Source organism: Paenibacillus sp. F024, assembly GCF_057814255.1.
In genome coordinates this window covers 131,757-150,695 of sequence record NZ_JBVASZ010000009.1, presented here as the reverse complement: position 1 = coordinate 150,695, position 18,939 = coordinate 131,757, and the positions used below count along the sequence as shown (strand labels likewise).

General features: G+C 53.3%; 15 protein-coding genes and 1 riboswitch. Of the genes, 8 read left to right on the top strand and 7 right to left on the bottom strand.

Going from position 1 to position 18,939, the window contains the following annotated elements; translation table 11 throughout:
- Positions 1–2: 2 nt before the first annotated feature.
- From ACZYR9_RS11915 to ACZYR9_RS11905, 3 genes are all read left to right on the top strand, one after another.
- Complete coding sequence (locus ACZYR9_RS11915) at positions 3–815, top strand: hypothetical protein (protein ID WP_488978707.1); 813 nt, start codon at positions 3–5, stop codon at positions 813–815.
- Between the two features lie 250 nt (positions 816–1,065).
- Positions 1,066–1,205: riboswitch (cyclic di-AMP (ydaO/yuaA leader) on the top strand.
- A gap of 4 nt (positions 1,206–1,209) precedes the next feature.
- Positions 1,210–1,683: a C40 family peptidase gene (locus ACZYR9_RS11910; protein WP_488978706.1), complete on the top strand. Its 474-nt coding sequence runs from the start codon at positions 1,210–1,212 to the stop codon at positions 1,681–1,683.
- A 156-nt stretch (positions 1,684–1,839) separates the two neighbouring features.
- Positions 1,840–3,216, top strand: a complete 1,377-nt coding sequence (locus ACZYR9_RS11905; protein WP_488978705.1) for a cryptochrome/photolyase family protein — start codon at positions 1,840–1,842, stop codon at positions 3,214–3,216.
- 108 nt (positions 3,217–3,324) lie between these two features.
- On the opposite strand, the gene ACZYR9_RS11900 is transcribed toward ACZYR9_RS11905, so the two are convergent.
- Entirely contained in the window at positions 3,325–4,161 is an 837-nt protein-coding gene (locus tag ACZYR9_RS11900) for a sulfurtransferase (RefSeq protein WP_488978704.1), read from the bottom strand.
- A gap of 77 nt (positions 4,162–4,238) precedes the next feature.
- On the opposite strand from ACZYR9_RS11900, the gene ACZYR9_RS11895 reads away from it, so the two are divergent.
- Positions 4,239–4,727 (top strand): GNAT family N-acetyltransferase, encoded by a 489-nt coding sequence (locus ACZYR9_RS11895; RefSeq protein ID WP_488978703.1) that lies wholly within the window; start codon positions 4,239–4,241, stop codon positions 4,725–4,727.
- Positions 4,728–4,746: 19 nt separating this feature from the next.
- On the opposite strand, the gene ACZYR9_RS11890 is transcribed toward ACZYR9_RS11895, so the two are convergent.
- Together ACZYR9_RS11890 and ACZYR9_RS11885 are read right to left on the bottom strand one after the other, a co-directional pair.
- Positions 4,747–5,049 (bottom strand): 4a-hydroxytetrahydrobiopterin dehydratase, encoded by a 303-nt coding sequence (locus ACZYR9_RS11890; protein WP_488978702.1) that lies wholly within the window; start codon positions 5,047–5,049, stop codon positions 4,747–4,749.
- 11 nt (positions 5,050–5,060) lie between these two features.
- Complete coding sequence (locus ACZYR9_RS11885; protein WP_488978701.1) at positions 5,061–5,354, bottom strand: hypothetical protein; 294 nt, start codon at positions 5,352–5,354, stop codon at positions 5,061–5,063.
- A 177-nt stretch (positions 5,355–5,531) separates the two neighbouring features.
- Here ACZYR9_RS11885 and ACZYR9_RS11880 point away from each other — a divergent pair, with 177 nt between their 5' ends.
- Both ACZYR9_RS11880 and ACZYR9_RS11875 read left to right on the top strand, forming a co-directional pair.
- Complete coding sequence (locus tag ACZYR9_RS11880) at positions 5,532–7,133, top strand: SWIM zinc finger family protein (protein ID WP_488978700.1); 1,602 nt, start codon at positions 5,532–5,534, stop codon at positions 7,131–7,133.
- Complete coding sequence (locus tag ACZYR9_RS11875; RefSeq protein ID WP_488978699.1) at positions 7,121–10,018, top strand: DEAD/DEAH box helicase; 2,898 nt, start codon at positions 7,121–7,123, stop codon at positions 10,016–10,018. The genes ACZYR9_RS11880 and ACZYR9_RS11875 overlap by 13 nt, the downstream gene beginning before the upstream one ends.
- Before the next feature lie 31 nt (positions 10,019–10,049).
- On the opposite strand, the gene ACZYR9_RS11870 is transcribed toward ACZYR9_RS11875, so the two are convergent.
- Positions 10,050–10,202, bottom strand: a complete 153-nt coding sequence (locus tag ACZYR9_RS11870) for a hypothetical protein (RefSeq protein WP_488978698.1) — start codon at positions 10,200–10,202, stop codon at positions 10,050–10,052.
- 176 nt (positions 10,203–10,378) lie between these two features.
- On the opposite strand from ACZYR9_RS11870, the gene ACZYR9_RS11865 reads away from it, so the two are divergent.
- Positions 10,379–13,279: an ATP-binding protein gene (locus tag ACZYR9_RS11865; RefSeq protein ID WP_488978697.1), complete on the top strand. Its 2,901-nt coding sequence runs from the start codon at positions 10,379–10,381 to the stop codon at positions 13,277–13,279.
- A gap of 6 nt (positions 13,280–13,285) precedes the next feature.
- On the opposite strand, the gene ACZYR9_RS11860 is transcribed toward ACZYR9_RS11865, so the two are convergent.
- The gene (locus ACZYR9_RS11860) at positions 13,286–14,308 is read right to left on the bottom strand and encodes a metallophosphoesterase family protein (RefSeq protein WP_488978696.1); all 1,023 of its coding nucleotides are present in this window, start codon (positions 14,306–14,308) and stop codon (positions 13,286–13,288) included.
- A gap of 351 nt (positions 14,309–14,659) precedes the next feature.
- On the opposite strand from ACZYR9_RS11860, the gene ACZYR9_RS11855 reads away from it, so the two are divergent.
- Complete coding sequence (locus ACZYR9_RS11855; protein WP_488978695.1) at positions 14,660–14,827, top strand: hypothetical protein; 168 nt, start codon at positions 14,660–14,662, stop codon at positions 14,825–14,827.
- A 101-nt stretch (positions 14,828–14,928) separates the two neighbouring features.
- On the opposite strand, the gene ACZYR9_RS11850 is transcribed toward ACZYR9_RS11855, so the two are convergent.
- A complete protein-coding gene (locus ACZYR9_RS11850) occupies positions 14,929–17,151 on the bottom strand; it encodes a methyl-accepting chemotaxis protein (protein ID WP_488978694.1) in 2,223 nt (740 codons plus the stop codon).
- A 159-nt stretch (positions 17,152–17,310) separates the two neighbouring features.
- Complete coding sequence (locus ACZYR9_RS11845) at positions 17,311–18,903, bottom strand: UDP-glucose--hexose-1-phosphate uridylyltransferase (RefSeq protein WP_488978693.1); 1,593 nt, start codon at positions 18,901–18,903, stop codon at positions 17,311–17,313.
- Positions 18,904–18,939 lie beyond the last annotated feature (36 nt).

Sequence of the window (18,939 nt, the reverse complement as noted above, 5' to 3'; positions counted from 1 at the left end):
ACATGTGGAACCGGATCAAAACGGGCTGGAGCTTAGCCTGTGAGCAGCCTTTTGCCGTCTTTACCCTCTTTATATATCATCTCATTTGGGGCGTCGTGCTGTATAAGCTGATTCAATCCGTCGTCCTCCCCCTCCTGCATCGTTATCCGGGGAGCGACCTGCCAGTGACCGCTTCGCAGATATTCTGGATAGAAGGTCATTTTCAGATGATGAAGACGGATTTGCTGGAGCCGTTTTGGTGGTGGGGAATCAGCCTTCTAGGATTAAGAATGCTGGTCCATCCGATGCTCAATGCAGGAGTATACTACTCGCTTCGTCATCGGGACTTGAATGCAGGCTACCGGTTCGTGGAAGGCATCCGAAAGCTGTCTCTTCCCTTCCTCGGCCTCTACGCGGTCCAATTGGCGCTGATGCTCTCCCCGCTCTACTGGCTGATCCCCCATTCGATAGAGCTGTACGGACATCAAGCTTCCTATATGGCCTTTGGGAAAGCGCTGGCGCCGGCGATAGCCGGCTGCATCGTCTATTGGTTTATGCTTCAGCTGATCTTCCTGTTCCTTCAAATCGGAAAGGCCGATGGCAGATCTGCAATCTTTACCATGCTGTTTGTGATTCGCCATCTGCCTGCCATTATGCTGGCTTCTCTTACCGTAACAGGCATCGCTTTGGCGGTGTCCGCCGCCGTGATGGCATCCGCGTTCTTCTGGGCCGGCTTTTTGGCCTTGGTCGGATTACAGGCATACCGGCTTGTTCAAATGTTCTTCAAAGTGTGGGCCATCAGCACACAATATGCGCTTTGGACGGAGAAAGCGTAGCGAACACCATATGAAAAGATTGCAAACGCACCGGTCATTCCGACCGGTGCGTTTGTGCTGTCGCAAGCTGTTGAACCACGTCAGGCGGAAAAGCGCCGCCGTTTTGTGCTTTTCTATAAAGGGGTGATTTCATATCCCGAATTTCCTTAAACAAAAAGGTTTCACTTTAAACGGATAAAATATGTCAATTTTGTGACAAAGGAAGGAAAAGTGCATTTTTTCCCGAATATATCTACTCGGAATCAAAAAAATGAAAATTTTGCCGAATTTCTGTTTTAAGAAAACGGGGGATCCATTAACCGGGTGAATTGATCTCGACACCGTCAGTGATCATAGGGAACCTTCAACCGAACCCTTCAGCTAACCTCGTAGGCACCGGAAGGGGAAACATTTTTTGAAGAAGAAGCTTGTAGGTTTTGCACTTTCTTTAGCTATGTTTTGCAGCGTTTCCGTAGGCAGCGCATTTGCTGAAACCCCGCTAAGCGCAGCGGTAAACGCGGGTTTAGGCTCGCCTTACAAATGGGCCGGTACTACGACCAGCGGCTTTGACTGCTCCGGCTACACTTCTTGGGTGTTCGACAAGTTCGGTATCGATCTTCCTCGTTCCTCCAAAAGCCAAGCCCAAGCGGGTCAATGGGTAGCCCAAGACCAGCTCCGTCCCGGTGATCTCGTGTTCTACAACACCGACGGCAGAGGCATTTCCCATGTGGGCGTATATGTTGGAAACGGCATGTTCTACCACTCCGCTACGAACAAAGGCGTTACGATTAGTGAAATGAGCGAATCTTACTACGCCAATCGTTATGTGACAGCCCGACGTGTTTTGTCGGACGAGCAGTATCAACAGCTGATGACCGACACCAACTGATACGGTCAACGGATTCGCAATGCAACTTCGGAAGCCCTCAGCGTTTGGCCCGATCCGATCGTTCGTATAAACGGACGCACCGGACGGACAAGCCTGCAGGGCTTTCTATATTTCAAATAAACCTGCCGGATCCGGCTGTAAAGGGGCGTATGAGGCTTGATCTTGTTTCTGCACCGCAAGGATCTGCGGGTGGAGGATATGCCGGCGTTCGTCACGATCCGCGAACGCCGCTGCCCCAGCCTGCATGTGCTTTTGCTCGACCCGTTCCTGCTGAAACAGGAACGTCACCGCGAGCACAGCGGCGTCAATTTTCTGCAGCATGTCCGGCGGCTGCAGCAGCTTTATGCGGCAGCCGGCCAGCGGCTGCACGTGCTTTATGGCGAGCCGCAGGCCGCTTTGAGCCGGCTGCTCGCGGAGCATCCGGTGGAGGAGCTCGTGTTCCACGAGGACTACACCCCGTATGCGACGGTCCGGGACTGCGCACTGCGCGAGGCAGCTGAACAGTACGGCGTGCGCGTCACCGCGTACGGCGAGCTGCCGCTTATCGACCTGCGCGACTTTCAGCGCTGGTCCGGGCGGGATGAGCCGTACAAGGTTTTCACGCCGTTCTACCGCCGCTGGCGTGAGTATCTGCACGAGCGGTACCGCCCGGCGTCTGCAGTAACCATCGGCGACCTCCGGACGGTCCCGCTCGCCGATGGTGTGGCGCAAGCGTTCCCTCTCCCGCCGGAGCTGAGCGCCTTGCTGGCTCCGGGCGCTCTGCCGGAGCTGCCCGAGCCGGAGCAGGCGCTTGCAGACTTCCTCGGAGAACGTCTTGCAGGCTACGCCGAAGGACGCGACCGCTTCGCCCGCGACGAGACCAGCCGTATGAGCCGTCACCTGAACGTCGGCGCCATGTCGGTTCGCATGGTCTACGAACGGCTGATGGTTGGCGATACCGCTGTGGAGCCTTGGCTTCGCCAGCTTGCCTGGCGCGATTTCTACATTTATCAATCGTGGCTTGATCCCGACTACTTCCAATATGAGAAACGCTACGATTTCTCCGCTCTGGATTCTCAGCATTTCAGAGCCTGGACGCAAGCGCGCACCGGCATTCCGATTATTGACGCCGCCATGACCCAGCTGAACGCGACCGGCTGGATGCCCAACCGGCTGCGCATGATTACCGCGATGTTTCTGACCAAAAATTTATTGTGTCCCTTCCCTTATGGAGAGCGCTGCTTCCGTTACAAGCTCGCCGACTACGACAACGTGTTAAACCGGGGAGGCTGGCTTTGGTGCGCCTCGCTCGGCTTCGATGCCGTGCCGTACTTCCGGATTATGAATCCGGTAACCCAATCGGAAACGTACGACCCTTCAGGGGCCTATATCCGCCGCTGGCTGCCCGAGCTCGCCCGATTGACCGACAAAGAAATTCACCGGCCGCGTCCGCACGCCATCGTAGACTTGAAAGCCTCGCGAGCCAGAGCGATTGACGTATACAAAGACGTCTTACGGTCCGGTCAGCGTAAATCCGTCGATACCGACTCGTAAAGGCGAAAGCAGCCCCAGCCAAAATCATATAAAAAGGACTGGATCGGTCGCCAAACGGCAAACGATCGCAGTCCTCCAACCCGCGTCCGAAGCGGAAACGGCCATTCCTTATTCTTTTCCCGTCGCTACCGGGTTGTCCTTGTAGCTGATCCAATCGCTCCAGCTGCCCGCGTACAGCTTGACGTTGTCGAAGCCGGCCTCGCTAAGTGCCAGCACGTTAGGGCAGGCCGTCACGCCGGAACCGCAATAAACGATGATTTCATCGGCATTGCTCAGGTTGGCGAATCTGGCCCTTTGCGCCGGGGAATCCTTCCACCCTCCTGAAGCTTGCAATCCTTCTTTCCAGAAATACGGCTTCGCTCCCGGAATATGTCCGGCAACCGAATCGATCGGTTCTTCCATCCCCAGGTAACGCTTTTCCTCACGAGAATCCACAAGCACCGTTCCTTGGCGTGTCATCCCGTCCTTCACCTGCTCCACATTCGCCAGCATCTCACTGCGCACCTGCGGTGTAAATACGGCCTGGCGCTCCACAGGCGGCTCCTCCGTTACGGGATATCCCGCTGCCTTCCACTCCGAGTAGCCCTTATCCAGAATGTAGACTTCGTCATGACCGAGATACTTCAACAGCCACCAAAAACGCGATGCCATCGCGCCGCCTTGGTCGTCGTAAGCGACAACAACGGAATTCCGGTCGATACCCGCCCGTCCAAGCTTGGCAGCCAGCTCCTCAAGATCGGGAAGCGGATGGCGCCCTCCGTGCTTCTCTTTCGGTCCCGACAAATCGCGCTCCAGATCAAAATAAAATGCTCCGCAAATATGATCCATTTCATAGCTTTGTTTCCCTGCCTCCGGCTGGCCCAATATAAATCGGCAGTCCGCGATCACCACATGATCTTGGATGCCGTGCTCAAACAACCATTCTTGACTCCGTACATGCTTCATATCCAATCACTTCCTTTGATAGGGTGATATGCTGTATAGTTAACAGTATACAACGGAAGGGAGAAGCTGAAAAGAAAGTGGCACCCAACGAACCCCTGATTTTTACCATTGCTCCGCTCACAGAGGCGCACTGCCGCAGCATTTGCAGCTGGACTTATCCGCCGCCTTATCATACATACCATTTTCGTCCATGGGAGCTTATGCTGTCCGATCAAGAGGAGTTTGCCGATTCCGAAGTGCGAGTCAATCAATATCGTGCCGTACTGGACTCGAACGGGGAGCTGAGCGGGTTTGCGCAATTTTTTCCGCTTGTGAACGTTACCCGGTTAGGCCTGGGCATGCGTCCCGATCTGTGCGGCCTGGGCAACGGAATTTATTTTGTAGAAGCCATTGTAAAAGAAGCCAGACGGTTATCACCCCAAAACGAAATCGACCTGGAAGTGATGACCTGGAACGAAAGAGCCATCCGCGTATATACCCGTGCGGGTTTTGCCATCACGGATACTTACGCGAGGATGACTCCTACAGGCATGGAAGAATTCCACTGCATGGTATGGTCTGCATAAGGTTGGAAACGATTGACATTCATTTCCCAAAGCCTCCATAAGCTTCGTCACACCTTTGGGCACTGGCAAAGTCAAGCTCCGTCAATCCTCCGGCGTTCCACGAGGTAAGACGCAGCGTGACCAATCGATAATCAACGGAAATCATCGGATGATGGTTCAGCTCCTCCGCAATCCGGGCGACCTCCCCCACAAACCTGATGCTATCCATGAAAGCGGGGAAACGGTATTTTCTTGCGATCCATTTCCCGCTTTCTTCCAGCGACCAGCCTTCCAACCGGTTCAGACTCGCGTTGACTTCCTCGGCCGTTAATCTCCCGTTCATTCCCATCCCCCCTATACCAAATGGATGACCCTTGTAAATGCATTTCCTTGGTCAATGCGGATCAGATGCCGTTTAGGATCATGCGTTACCATGCAATTGCCGATGCTCATTTGCGTCTCTACGCCCAATCCGTAGAACAGGTCGTCCGCCAACGTCTTCAAGCATTCCCTTTGTTCCGCCTCGCCCATGAAGTTCCACTCTTCCGCCGACATCTCCAGAACATCGCAGCAGCCTTCGACACCCTGCAGCGCATCGGTAAAGTCGTTAATGATGTCGTTGTATTCCCTTCCGAATTTAATCCCCATGGCTACCCGTCCTTTTCGCGCGGTAATTTCCCTTTTGCCTCATTGTACCCAGAAAAACCATACGGCCGCAACCTGTAAGGGCCCAACTAAAAACTCCGCTCAGAACCAAATTCCTGCGCATTCGCAAGCAAAATCTGGTACACTATAAGGATAGACAAATGAGGCGGAGGGCGAAACATGCTCAAGCTGCAGATTCCGAAAAACCGAATACAAGAGCTTACGCGGCATCTGCAAAACGATTTTGAACTGGCGCGGCTCGAACACGGATGGGAGTACTTCCACAAAGGCCGTGTGACCGGACTCGAGCTGAAGCACGGTGTGGAAGTGCATGCCTTGGTTCGCGGGACGAAGGCCTGCGAGGTCATCCTCGACATAGACCACTTCGGCAAAAGCGAATGCAGTTGTTCCACCGCCAAAAACTGCGAGCACATGGCGGCGGTCGTCTTTGCCCTGTATGCTCCTTACGCGAGGCCCGAGCTTCTCCTGCAGCAGCTGAAGCAGGCTATTCTGGTTCGCAGCAGGCAGCAGCAAACGCGGTCGGTCAGCCGTGCGGCGGAAAAACGGCAGCAGGAACGGATCGAGCCGCCCGCAGCGGAGCAAAGTCCGGCGCAGTGGCAGCGGTTTTTCGACCAGCAGTTTTACGGCTTCTCGCTGTCCCAGCAGCATTCGATCGAGCTGTTCCACAGCGCGGTCAACGAAAAGCTAGCGCCCTACGGCGAGCATTGGAAGTCTCCCCTTAAGGAGCTTTACTCTTTGCATTTGCTGCTGTTCATCATGCGGAAGGTCGAGCAGTTTTATCAAGAGACGAAAACATCCTATCTCTCCTATTATATTGAAACCGGCTGTAGAACGGTCGGGAGGAAGTGTCAGGAGGAATTGCTTCGCCTAACACCCGCGCTTGATGTGGAAGCCTTGACGCAAGGCTATGCCGCGGAGTGGAAAGAAACGCTAAGCCTGATTGCCGATTCCGCTCTGTCCGGGAAGGATTCTCCTTTATCCTGGCCTACCGTATACCGCAGCGTTTGGTGGCGCATGGCAAACCACGCTTCATGGATTTCGGAGGAACGGAACCGGCTGCAGCGCATGCTAAAAGCCAAGGAACTGATGCCCAAGCGCCGGGATGCGCTGCTGATGGCCGATGCGCATTTTGCCGTCGTCGAAGGAAAAGACGAAGCAGCCAGGCGGCAAATGGAGCAGCTCAGCAAGCGTGAAGCGCGGGATTTCTTTCTCTATTTGCATCATTGTTACGAAAATCAGGAGTGGGACCGTATGCTGGCTTGGCTCCGGTGGCTGCTGCCAGTGGTACAGCGCGCCCAGCAGGAGGAATTGCGGCAGTTTTGCCAGTATTGGATGGAAGCTGCGGGACGGCAGACCGACGATTCGGAATGGGTGGGCGTCATGGTGGCTCTGCTGCCGCGCACGTACAACTTCTACACGGCCTACTTACTGAAGGCTCAGCGGTATAAAGCATGGATCGATTTGCAGCTTTCCAATCGCGTTTCCCCGATGAACCTGTACTCCGTCGATCTGCAAACCGTGGAGAAGCAGAACCCGGCGCTTGTACTGCCGTTATATCACCAGGCAGTGGAACGGTGCATTGCCGAGAAGAACCGCACCGCCTATAAAACCGCAACCATGCTGCTCAAAAAGCTGAACACTTTATATAAGAAGCTGGACCGACTGAAGGAATGGGAGGATTTCATCTACCGGCTTGCCGTAAAACACTCCCGCCTTCGGGCACTGCAAGAAGAGCTGAGGAAAGGAAAATGGATTCCATGATCGATACGGGAAGCATCAGCGTGAATGTGCGATGGGCTCCTCAGGGCGGATTTTTCCTTTGGGGCGCCCGGCACAACGGCGGCATTTGCGACGCTTACGACCTGCGGGACTGGTTGTTTGCCTGGCATGCTCCTTCCTTTTACGGTACGTTCATTGAGGTCACCGAATTGATGAATATGGAAGGCGTACTGCTTCCGACGTTGGAAGCGTTGGATTATTTGGCTGCGCCAAGCACCGTGATTCATCAGCGTCTGAACTTCAGCCGCGAGCTGAAAGAGCTGACGCAGCTGGCTCCGGCCGTCAAAGAGGCACTGATGCAGGGCCGTTTCATGCCCGATTTCGCCAAGTGGAAAGAAGGGACGCTGGGCTGGAAGCTCCAGCTCGATGAGGAAGCGTCTGCTCTGGTCGCTTCCCCCGTGGCGGAGCCGTGGATGGATCAGCTCATTCCTGCCTGGATTGAAGCGGACGGAGTGATGCGTCAAAGCCTTGAGCAGCTCGAACGCTCGCTGCCCTTGCTCTCCCGCGGCAAATCGGCCGCCGATCTGTGGATGGACGAGGAAGATTGGCTGATCTCCATCGGCTGGCAGTCTGACGGGACGCCTTTTCGAACATGCCTGAGGCTTGAGGAGCCCGCGGCTTCCGGGGGCGCTTGGCCGCTGCGCGTCGTGCTGCAGGACCGCGGGGACAAAGACGTGCAGTACGAGGTGGAGCCTTCCGCCGTCGCGGCTTGGGCCGCCGCGGAGACGAATGAAGCAGCAACCGCCGGGGTTCCCGAGGCTTGGCGTGACTATCTCGGGCGAGTTGTTCGCGACACCGCCATATGGCGGCGCATGCTTCCCTTTCTCTCCGAGGGAGAGGAGGGCTTGCGCAGCCTACTGACGCCAGATGAAGCATGGGAGCTGCTCGTGAAGGGCAGCCTCCGTCTGGTAGAGGCCGGCTACTCCGTATTCCTGCCGGCGTGGTGGGAACGCATCAGCAAATGGCGGCCCCGCCTCAAGGCGAAAATCAAGTCGTCGGTAGGTGCCGGTCCTCAGCCGATGTTCGGTCTCGGTCAGCTTATGCAGTTCGACTGGAAAATCGCTCTGGGCGACATCGAGCTGACGGAAGAAGAATTCCGCGAGCTGCTGGAACAAAACCGCAGATTGGTGCAAATCCGCGGCCAGTGGATACAGCTGGATCCCGTCCATCTCGCCCAGCTTCAAAGCGTGATGCATCAGGTCCAAAAGAACCAAGGCCTTTCCTTGCGGGATGTGCTGGAGCTGCATCTTCTGGGTACGAGCGACGGCGAGGAGGATAAGCAATTCCACCGCTCTCTGAAGATGGAGGTCGAGCTCAACGATCAGCTGCAGGAGCTGGTCGACCTTCTGAATCATGCCAAGCGGCCGCCGCTCATCGAACCCCCCGACAGCTTCCGCGGGACCTTGAGACCTTATCAGGTTGAGGGAATTTCGTGGCTCATGTTCCTGCGGCAATGCGGCTTGGGCGGATGTCTAGCCGACGATATGGGCTTAGGCAAGACGATTCAAATGATTACTTATCTTCTCCTGCTGCAGGAGAAGCATCTGGCTGAGAGGACGACGGAGCCGTCTCCCTCCCTGCTCATTTGCCCTACCTCCGTGCTGGGTAACTGGCAGAAGGAGCTCCAACGCTTTGCTCCCGATCTGCAGGTTCATCTGCATTATGGTCCGGGACGTGCCAAAGGCGGGCATTTCGCGGAAAGCTGCCGCGGCAGCGACCTTGTGCTGACAACTTATACCTTGGCACACCTCGATGAAGCGGAGCTCTCCTCCTTGCATTGGGAATCCATATGCTTGGACGAAGCCCAAAACATCAAGAATGCGTATACGAAGCAGGCGTCGTCCATCCGGAAGCTGACGGGACGGCACCGGATCGCCCTGACCGGTACCCCCATTGAGAACCGGCTGACCGAGCTGTGGTCGATTTTTGATTTTTTGAACCCCGGTTACCTTGGAACGCTGCGTGATTTCACACAGCGGTATGTCGGAGCCATCGAACGGACCCAGGATCAAGAGCTCATCGCCAAGGTACAGCGGCTCATCCGTCCGTTCCTTCTGCGGCGGGTAAAGAAGGACCCTTCGATTCAGCTGGATTTGCCTGAAAAATACGAGTACAAGACATACGTCTCACTCACTACGGAGCAAGCCACACTTTACGAAAATTATATCCGCGACATGTTCGAGCGCATCGATACGTTGTCGCCGATGGAACGCCGGGGCATCATTTTGGCAGCTTTGACGAAGCTCAAGCAAATATGCAACCATCCCGCCCTGCTCGCCAAAGAATCGGTCCGGCCGCCATGGCGCGGACGTTCCAACAAAGTGGAAAGACTGCTGGAGATGGTCCAGGAGCTGCGGCAGGAAGGCGATAAATGTCTCATTTTTACCCAATTTGTAGAGAGCGGTCTGCTGCTGCAGAGGGTATTCGAAGAAGAATGCCGTGTCAAAGTCCCGTTCCTCCATGGCGGAAGCTCCAAGGCGGAGCGTGATCGGATGATCGAGGTCTTCCAAAATGAAGCGGAGCCGGACACCTCCGATTCAGGCATTTTCCTGCTTTCTCTTAAAGCGGGAGGTACGGGCCTCAACCTCACGGCTGCCAATCATGTGTTCCACTTTGACCGTTGGTGGAACCCGGCGGTAGAGAATCAAGCGACCGACCGCGCCTTCCGGATTGGACAGACCCGCCATGTGCAGGTGCACAAGTTCGTCACGTTGGGTACGCTGGAGGAGCGTATTGACGAGATGATCGATAGAAAAATGGGGCTCAGCCAGCAAATCGTAGGCAGCGGCGAGCAGTGGATTACAGAGTTATCGACGGAGGATCTCAAGGATCTGTTCTCACTGCGCAGCGAGTGGGTCGATAGGTAAACCTGAAGGACCGGTTATCCGGTCCCTCATCCTATCGCTGCAGTATCAAGACGATGACGGCGATGATGTTATTTCTCCATCCCGGATAAGCATCCGCTTCCCGTTCGTCCAATTGGCGGGTGAAGGCCGCTTCATATAAGCTCGTCACATACTGTTCTTTACAGCGAACGGTATCTATCTCCAAAATTCTTTTGCTTCTCAGCCTTCAAAGCGATGATAGGCGAGAAGCCGAAGGGCAGCATTTTTTCATTTTGAACTGTAAACACGAAATACCGAGAAAGGAAGCGTGCCGTACTTTGTCGAATAGTTAGATTCAGCCAGATCAACGGCTGGCCATCATTTCACTAAGGCGGACCCTTTATGAATATGACTCGATCGAAAATTTCTCTGGCCTATATCACTAGTATCCTTGCATTGCTGGCACTGGTCAGCATCTCCAGCTTCATTGCCTCCAGAAACACAGAATCTAGACTGAATTCCATCGTCAATGAGGTCATCCCTTTATCGAATCTTGCAGAAGAATTATTGATCACCTTGGTTAACATGGAATCAGGCTTACGCGGATACGAGGTCACCAGTGAACCGATGTATTTAGAGCCTTACGATGCAGGCAAAGTTGAGCTTCAAAAGCTTCTGGCCGAAATGCAAATCTATGAGCAAAAATATCCTCGTCTGCACAGCGCGATGGCGAGCGAAGCCATTCCGCAAATCGAGCTGCTTCTCGATCATTACAGCAGTCAAATCAACCTGATAGAAAAGGGACAATTGGACCTCATGCGAGAACGGATCGCTTACGGAAAAAGCCTGATGGACCGTTACCGTCAAATCCATACGAAGCTGACGTCTGCCATCGATGAAGTTGCTAGGCAGACCTACGATTCCGCTCATAGAGCAGAGACCATCGCCCGAGTAGTCATCGCACTTGGCGGAAGCGCCGCCCTGGTGATCGGCGGACTATCCATCCTCATGTTCAACAGGGCCAACCGCGCGGAAGCGGCGCTTCGCAGAAGCGAAGAGAATTACCGCATCATGGCGGAAAACCTGGAAGCGCAAAACGAGGAAATTATCGCTCAGCAGGAGGAGCAGGAAGCGATCCTCGCAAAGCTCTCACAGCGCGAGCTTGAGCTGGAGGCGATAACGAATTATCAAGAAAAGCTGACCGGCTCCATCAGCATGGAAGATTTTCTGGCTTCCTCCGTTCCCGCTCTTCTTCACTCGCTGCAGCATGACTCCGCCATGCTTGTCATGAAATCGGCGGATCCGGAAGCAAAGGAAATTGTATATGAGGTACTGTACTCCATAGGATATCCTTCCCATTTGTCGTCATTACGGGAGAGCGAGCTGTCGGGACCCGCACTGCGGGTCCTGACGGAAAAACAGGCGCTGACCTCCATCAGGGATATGACACAACAGGAGCGAGGCTTCCATCAAGGGCTCGAGCACGCGATCGACCGCTATTTTCCGCTTTTTAATGATCAACATGAACCCGTCGGATTTTTGCTGCTTACCGGATACGCAACGGAGCAAAGCGACCCCAGAGCCCGTCTTACCAAAGGATTGATCCGTCAATTCGAGCTTGCTTTTCTCGCCCAACAAATTAATGAAGAGAGACGGCGGCAATCCATACGGCTGGAGCAGCAAAGCGAGCAGCTTCAGCAGGAAAAAGGCTTGATTGAAGAGCAGCACGACTTGATTGAGAACATCCTGGAATCCACGCATGAAGGGATGATGATGTGCGATGCCCGGGGGCAGTGGATATTTGCCAACCATCGGATGGATGACTTTTTCCCATTCAACCGTCAAAGCGGTGTCCCCGTCACAACCATTTTCCAAACCATACTGGACACCACACCGAGTTTTTCCGCCGTTTTTCAATCGATTCAAGGGCTGCTGCGCGGCGATATGGACAGGATGACCGAGCGCTTCTCGTTCCTCTCGCCAGATAACCAGCCAAAGCATCTGGAGCTTTACGTAACGAAGGTCGGTGATCACCGTCAGGAGGAGCAAGGCTTCCTGTTCGTTTTCCGCGACCGTACCGAAGAGGAAAAGGCGGACGAAATCAAAGACGAATTTGTCAGCATCGTATCGCATGAACTGCGTACGCCGCTGGCCAGCGTTCTCGGATTTATCGAAATCCTGCTGCATCGCGAATTAACCCCTGAGAAAAGGAAACGTTATTTGCAAACCATTTATAATGAAGCGATGCGTCTGTCCACGCTGATTAATGATTTCCTGGATCTGCAGCGCATGGATGCAGGGAAGCAGACCTATCATTTTGCTCCTGTCGAGCTTCAAAGCCTGCTCCGGGAAGTCGCTGAACAGTGGCAGGGAAAGCAGGACCATCATATAAGACTTCATTTGCCGGGCCATGAGGTATGGGTTCATGCGGACGCAGACCGGATGAAGCAGGTGGCCCATAACTTGGTGAGCAACGCCATCAAATATTCCCCGGGTTCCGAACAGATCGATCTGACATTGGAACAGGACGGGAGCCAGGTTCGTATTCTCATTCAGGATTACGGGCTTGGCATACCGGATGAAGCGAAGGACAACATGTTTGCCAAGTTTTACCGGGTCGACAATACCGACCGCAGGCAAATCGGCGGCACCGGTCTTGGGCTTGCCATTGTCCGGGAAATCGTCGAAGCGCATCAAGGAACGATCTCTTATGAATCCACTATGGGTCAAGGCACCACATTCACCGTTGAGCTTACAGCTTATGAGATCCGCAGTGCCGAAGGAAGCATCATGATTCTGGAGGATGACGATAACCTAGCCAAACTGATCGGGGAAACGCTCAGCAAGCTGCGGGTTCCGACCATGCATGTCCGTTCTTCAGAAGAGGGCATCATTGCGCTGCACCGGATTCGCGATCATGCGCCGCTGCTTTGTATCGTCGATATTCATTTGGAAGGCACGATGAATGGCTGGGATTTTATGGCCGAATTATACCGTCATCCCAAAACTCATCTCACGCCGGTCATTGTTTCCACCGCATTGGAGCCGCCTCAAAACTACCATGAGAAAGATATCGAGAAATTTTTGCGCAAGCCGTTTTCCATGGAGAAGCTGCTGCAGGTTGCAAAACATCTGCTTCAGCACACGCAGCGGCAGCCGGCTTACATTTTCCCTGCACAGGATGAGGAGATCATTAAAGCCACCCTTAAAAAAAATGGGATCGAAGTAGAAGAAATCACCCGCCGATCCGATCATATTCAAATTGAGCCCAAAACCGCACATAAAACACAAATGGAGGAGTAAACGGCATCACAATGGACCATCCGGCATGCTAATAGAAGAATGCATCGGGTTGGTCCATTGAATCGTATAAACGGCCTCCGGCACCCAGCTCCTATGACCGAAATCACGCCCCCGGATCGATACACGGTCGGAATAAACGTCGACGATGAGCCCTTCGCTCCTTCCTTCTTTGAACGTGTAAGGTCCCGCCTTGTGCGAGGGTTCACGGACAGAGGAGCTGTTCACCATCACGAAGCCGTCACGCACAATGGTCCGCGGCTGTGCCAGTTCCCGGTGGGAGTGTCCCGAAAACAGAATGACCTGAGGATGTGAAGACAACAGCTCCTTGAGCTTTTGATGCTGAACTACGCCTCTCCCGCTCCCTTCCCGGCCGCTCCCGGATACCGTATTCGGGAGCGGTTGGTGCAAAAAGACGAACACCGGTTTTCTTTCGGAGTCTGCTTCCCGCAATTTCTCTTCCAGCCACTTCAGCTGGTCAACGGATAAAAAAGCATCCTCTTCCACCGTCGGATCCGATTGTCTATAACGCTCCGTTCCAAGAAACAGAAACCGGAAGCCTTGAATCTGCCGCTCATAGTAAACCCTAGGCTCCCCGATGAAGTTCAAAAATCTCTGACTGGCGGCCGTATCCGTTTCGCCGTTGGGGAATGTGCCCGGACTCCAACGGCCGTGCCGGTCATGCCACATGCGGTAAAACTCATGGTTGCCAATGGTATAACAAATCCGCCGAGGATGAGAATGCTTACCTAACGTTTGGCCGAGCGTGCGGTAATCCTCAGGATTTCCGTTGCCCAGATCTCCGTTGATCATGAGCGCCTCAGCTTGGGGAACCATATGGTGAAGATCTTCGAGCGCTTGTTCGAATTTCTGTATGGCGCGTTTGTCCCAGCTTTGGATATGGATGTCGCTGAGTACGGCGAAGGTCATGATCCGATCGATTTGCGGGGTAGTGGCTGTCCCTCTCGCCGCACCAAGTGCCAGTCCGGCGGCAAGCGCCGCACAGAGCATGGCAGCGGTTCGAATATTCATTTTTTTCTCTCTCCTATCGACAGATATAATGGATATGGATTTAATATGTCGATTTTCCCCGCCGATTACCCTAATCTCTAGACCTCATGTTATAATATGGATATTCCTTGGAACTGGGGGAGATGGCTTTATGTTTTATTCGTAACAGCTACCCTTCGAATGTCAGTCCGTGAGCTTCTCTGTTCGGTAAAGATGTTCTTACCGCAAAAAATTTTTAAATGAACGTGTTTCAAAAAGCCGCAATTGCGGTTATAGATAACTTGATGCGCAAATCCTACGTAAAATGACGTAGAGTAAACAAGAACAACATCCTGAAATGCCGGGATTTGTTCTATAAATGGAGGTTAACGAATGCGTTACGCCATCAGCTACAAAGGAAAAATACTCGGAGAACCGATGACCCGTGATCAAGCGGAGGTGGCACTGAAGCGATTGAGCCTTTGCTTTAATAACCTGAAAATCGTTGAAGTCACTTCCAGCTCAGCGACGCAAGCGTTTTCAGCCAAGCATATTGGATGAGTAAGCCGTTCAAAGTTCTGGTTCATATCGAATGATGCCAGAGATCATACACAAAAACCGCAAGCTCATAGGCTTACGGTTTTGCTCATGATCCCTTTCTATCACTTTCTCGATTCCGTCAATTGGAACTGGTTTACGAGCTGCTGCAGGAATGCGGTAATAGCTTCCACATGGGTAGAAGTTTGTCGTACCTGAACAATATCGGTCAGCAGCTCCTTGACTTTACCTTCCACTTCCGTCGATATTTTACGGTTTTCCATACTTACGGCGGCAATGCTCTCCATCAGTCCGACCACTTCTTCAACGACCTGCGTTTTAAGCGAGTCTTCATTGGAGGCACTGCCCAGCAGCTCCGAAGCTGCGGCCACCAGCAGCCTGCCCTCCTCGACGACCTTCGTCCCTTCCTCCATCGATGCATAAGCTTCCGAGGCATTACGGTAAATCGATTGTACCGTTTCATTAATTTCGGAGGTGGAAAGGCGCGTCTGATCCGCCAATTTACGAATCTCCCCGGCTACAACCGCAAAGCCCCGGCCATGCTCACCTACACGCGCAGCTTCAATCGATGCGTTCAGAGCCAGCAGATTGGTTTGCGCCGATATTCCTTCAATCACCTGCAGCACGTTTTTGATTTGCTGCGTCGTGTTCATGAATGTAGTGATCGTTTGGTTCGTATCGGCTACTTTGCTGGAAATCTGGCCCATTTTATCACCGATGCGGTTTACTTCGCCTTGCGCCACCGCAATTTGCTGCGATGCCTTTTCTTCCAATACCCGCAAGGTCTCCTTCATCTCGCCTACCGTGTCTTTGGCCACATCGATGTCCTTAAGCTGTTTGCGAATACTGTCCAGCATATCATGAATCTTATCGCTCATTCGTTCGGTCGATCCCGCAGTCGAGTCCGCCGAAGCATTCAAGTGCCGCTGGCTGACGAGCACGTCGGCGGATGCTTGCTTCACCTTAAGCATAATCCCTTCCAGCGAATCGATCATATTGTTGATCCATTTGGCGAGCTCCCTGGTTTCGTCGGCATCGAACGTATCCGGCTTCAGGCGCTGTGTCAAATCCCCTTTTCCTTCAGCATTAATCCGGATGAACCGGTTAATTCGCTTCAGATGCTCGGTTGTGGGCTTTGTACCATTGCGGTGCAGTATCCATGCGGTGATCAGTCCCCCAAGGATATGAAAAGCACCGACCAGCACGGTGGCCGACACCGCCGAGATTCCGCTAACCAACAGCAAATAGACGAGTAAGGCCGCAAGCAATCCCAAGATTCCTGTGACCGGCAGTTGGAGCTTAAAAAGCTTCCAGTTCATGCTGCGTATACGGTAAACCTCTTCCAAATCTCCCTCACACATCATTCCCCATTGGTCTGGACAATGAGGCAATTGAAACGTAATTCCTTTGCCGATGACCGGAATGTGCCTGTAATCGGAATAACCTGGAAATTCCACGAACAGGTTGCTTCCGTTACGAATCGTGTTCATTACACCGGGATGCAGCTCTCCTGTAGCCGGGTCCGTAAACATCAGCTCAAGCTCCGTATGCTCCTTGACGGTAACCTTGCCCCAATCCGTCGTCACGCCGTCCTTCAAGTTTTCGCCGTGGGTAAAGGTCCGGTCTTCAAATCTGCTTCGCGAAAGTGCGGTTCCAGGTACAATATGCGTTTGCAGCGACGGCTGCGCCATAAAAATATAATTATCTCCCGAATCCGGATACACGTGACCGGACTCCCGTTGAATCAAATCCCCTATGACGTCGTTGGGTACTCGTCCGCATAGCGTGCCTTTCCACTCGCCTTCCATCACTATCGGACTGATAAAAAGTATGGTCATCTGATCATGAAACGATGATGTGGTAGGACCGATCTCGAGCGTGAGCGGGTCGGCATACGGGCCAAACAGACATTTGCGTCCTTCACGCACATCGCGTGAATACTGGAGCCCCGACTGAATCTGACTGTGCTGGTCATACTGTCTGCCTTGGTGGGGCTGATAGGTTGAAAACGCTACCCTGCCGGCTGCGTCTAAAAAGAAGATCTCGGAAAAATCGGGAGCGCGGTTATGTACGGAAGCGAACAGCCTGTCCCACCCCTGGGCGCGGCTCAGCTGTTCGTATGAATCGACGTCTCCATCCCCCAAAGCCAATTGGTCCTGCAGCCGATCCAAATGCCCCCAATACTCATTCGTCCAGGCGATCAATAGCTCCATTCGTGTGCTGGCGATCCCTTCGAAGATGTTCTCTACATCATCCTTCAATACCCGATTCAATCGGTAGGACCACCACAGCGGCAGCCCTTTGCGAAAGCCTAACCAATCAAACATGATGTACCCCCATCCTAAGACCTACTTTTTTATATGTGTTAATTATTATAACATATATTAGGACTTTTGGATGATTTTTTTACATATTTATGTAAGAAAATCTGCTGATCCGATATATCAAAAAGCCTGATCGTCATGAATAACGATCAGGCAGCAGCTTTATAACTGAACTCCCAAGTACCGCAAAAAACGTCGGAAGCCTTGACGGCCAAGCGCATCGCGCTTATATACGCCCGCGTCCTGCAGCACATCCGAAAATTTGCGGCCGACTTCATCCCGAAGCACTGCTGAAGCCTCTTCGTCTGACAGTACCGTGCCATAGCGTACGATCAGTTCGTTTAGCCAATCCTTATGCTTATGAAGCGGATGCCCGGGGTCCAGAGTCATACGATCGTCCAGTGCGTTTTCTTTGGTCAGCCATCTCGCCGCCAGATCCAACTCGTCCTTCAAACGGCCCGGGAGCACGGCTAGCCCCATAACCTCAATCAAGCCGATGTTTTCCTTTTTGATATGATGCAGCTCCCGATGCGGGTGGAAGATCCCTTCCGGATGCTCCGCGCTGATTCGGTTGTTGCGCAGAACAAGATCCAGCTCGTAAGTGCCGTCCGATTTTTTGCGGGCAATGGGAGTGACGGTGTTGTGCGGCACCTTTGCATCCCGCTGCTCGGAGTAAGCTTCAATGTTGAGCGAGGGATCGCTGTAAGCTTTCCAGCTCTCCAAAATCATAGCCGCAAGCTTTAACAGCAGCGGCCGGTTACAGCTTGAGATGCGGATGACCGACATGGGCCATTTGAGGATACCAAGCTTCACTCCCGCAAAGTCCGGATGGCCGAAGCTTTCCTCCACTTCCGCCCGTTCCATCGGAAACCGGTGCCGTCCGCCCTGAAAATGGTCGTGGTTCAGAATCGATCCCCCCACGATCGGCAGGTCAGCATTTGAGCCGATAAAATAATGCGGAAACTGGTCGACAAAGTCGAGCAGCCGTTCAAGGGTCAACGTTGTCGTCTTCATCGGCCGGTGTTCCCCGTCGAAAATAATGCTGTGCTCATGATAATAAACGTAAGGGGAATATTGGAAATACCATGTTTCACCCTTCAGCTCCAGCGGAATAACCCGCAGGTTCTGCCTTGCAGGGTGATTCAGCCTGCCCGCATAACCCACATTCTCTATGCAGAGCAGACACTGGGGATAATGGCTTTGCGGGGCGTTTTTGAGCATGGCGATTTCTCTGGGATCCTTCTCCGGCTTAGAGAGATTCACAGTGATTTCAAGCTCTCCATACTCGGTCGGTACAAGCCAATACAAGTTCTTACGGATCCGATCCATGTGAATATAGTTAGAATCGATACACAGATGATAGAAAAAATCCGTTGCCTGCTCTATGCCGTCCCGCTTCGCCATGGTCCAAAACCGGTCTGCCAGCTCCGACGGCCGCGGCATCAGCTGGCCCATGATACGGGCATCCATTAAATCGCGCAGCGTCGTATGAGGATCCTCCAAGATTCCCGTTTCAGCGGCATAATCCAGTAGTGGTTCAAGCAGCTCCGCAGGACGATCCGCCGCAGGCTCCGTCAGCTCTCCCACGTAAGGCTCGCTAATGCGGAGCAGATCCAGCAATCCGTTACGCGCGGCATAAACATCCAGCGGCTCGAGCAGCTTCTTCACCTGTCCGAACTGGAGCAGGCGTTCCACCAAGTAGGCTGCCTTCCGGTCAGGGGTATTCAAGCCCGTTACTTGTTGGTTGTTCTCCATTGCCACCGCTCCCCCTTTTGTCTATTGGTTACGCCG

Coding starts and splice junctions, on each gene's coding strand:
- ACZYR9_RS11915 (WP_488978707.1), top strand. CDS start 3: ATGTGGAACCGGATCAAAACGGGCTGGAGCTTAGCCTGTGAGCAGCCT.
- ACZYR9_RS11900 (WP_488978704.1), bottom strand. CDS start 4,161: ATGAAGCATGTACGGAGTCAAGAATGGTTGTTTGAGCACGGCATCCAA.
- ACZYR9_RS11890 (WP_488978702.1), bottom strand. CDS start 5,049: ATGAACGGGAGATTAACGGCCGAGGAAGTCAACGCGAGTCTGAACCGG.
- ACZYR9_RS11885 (WP_488978701.1), bottom strand. CDS start 5,354: ATGGGGATTAAATTCGGAAGGGAATACAACGACATCATTAACGACTTT.
- ACZYR9_RS11880 (WP_488978700.1), top strand. CDS start 5,532: ATGCTCAAGCTGCAGATTCCGAAAAACCGAATACAAGAGCTTACGCGG.
- ACZYR9_RS11875 (WP_488978699.1), top strand. CDS start 7,121: ATGGATTCCATGATCGATACGGGAAGCATCAGCGTGAATGTGCGATGG.
- ACZYR9_RS11865 (WP_488978697.1), top strand. CDS start 10,379: ATGAATATGACTCGATCGAAAATTTCTCTGGCCTATATCACTAGTATC.
- ACZYR9_RS11860 (WP_488978696.1), bottom strand. CDS start 14,308: ATGAATATTCGAACCGCTGCCATGCTCTGTGCGGCGCTTGCCGCCGGA.
- ACZYR9_RS11855 (WP_488978695.1), top strand. CDS start 14,660: ATGCGTTACGCCATCAGCTACAAAGGAAAAATACTCGGAGAACCGATG.
- ACZYR9_RS11850 (WP_488978694.1), bottom strand. CDS start 17,151: ATGTTTGATTGGTTAGGCTTTCGCAAAGGGCTGCCGCTGTGGTGGTCC.
- ACZYR9_RS11845 (WP_488978693.1), bottom strand. CDS start 18,903: ATGGAGAACAACCAACAAGTAACGGGCTTGAATACCCCTGACCGGAAG.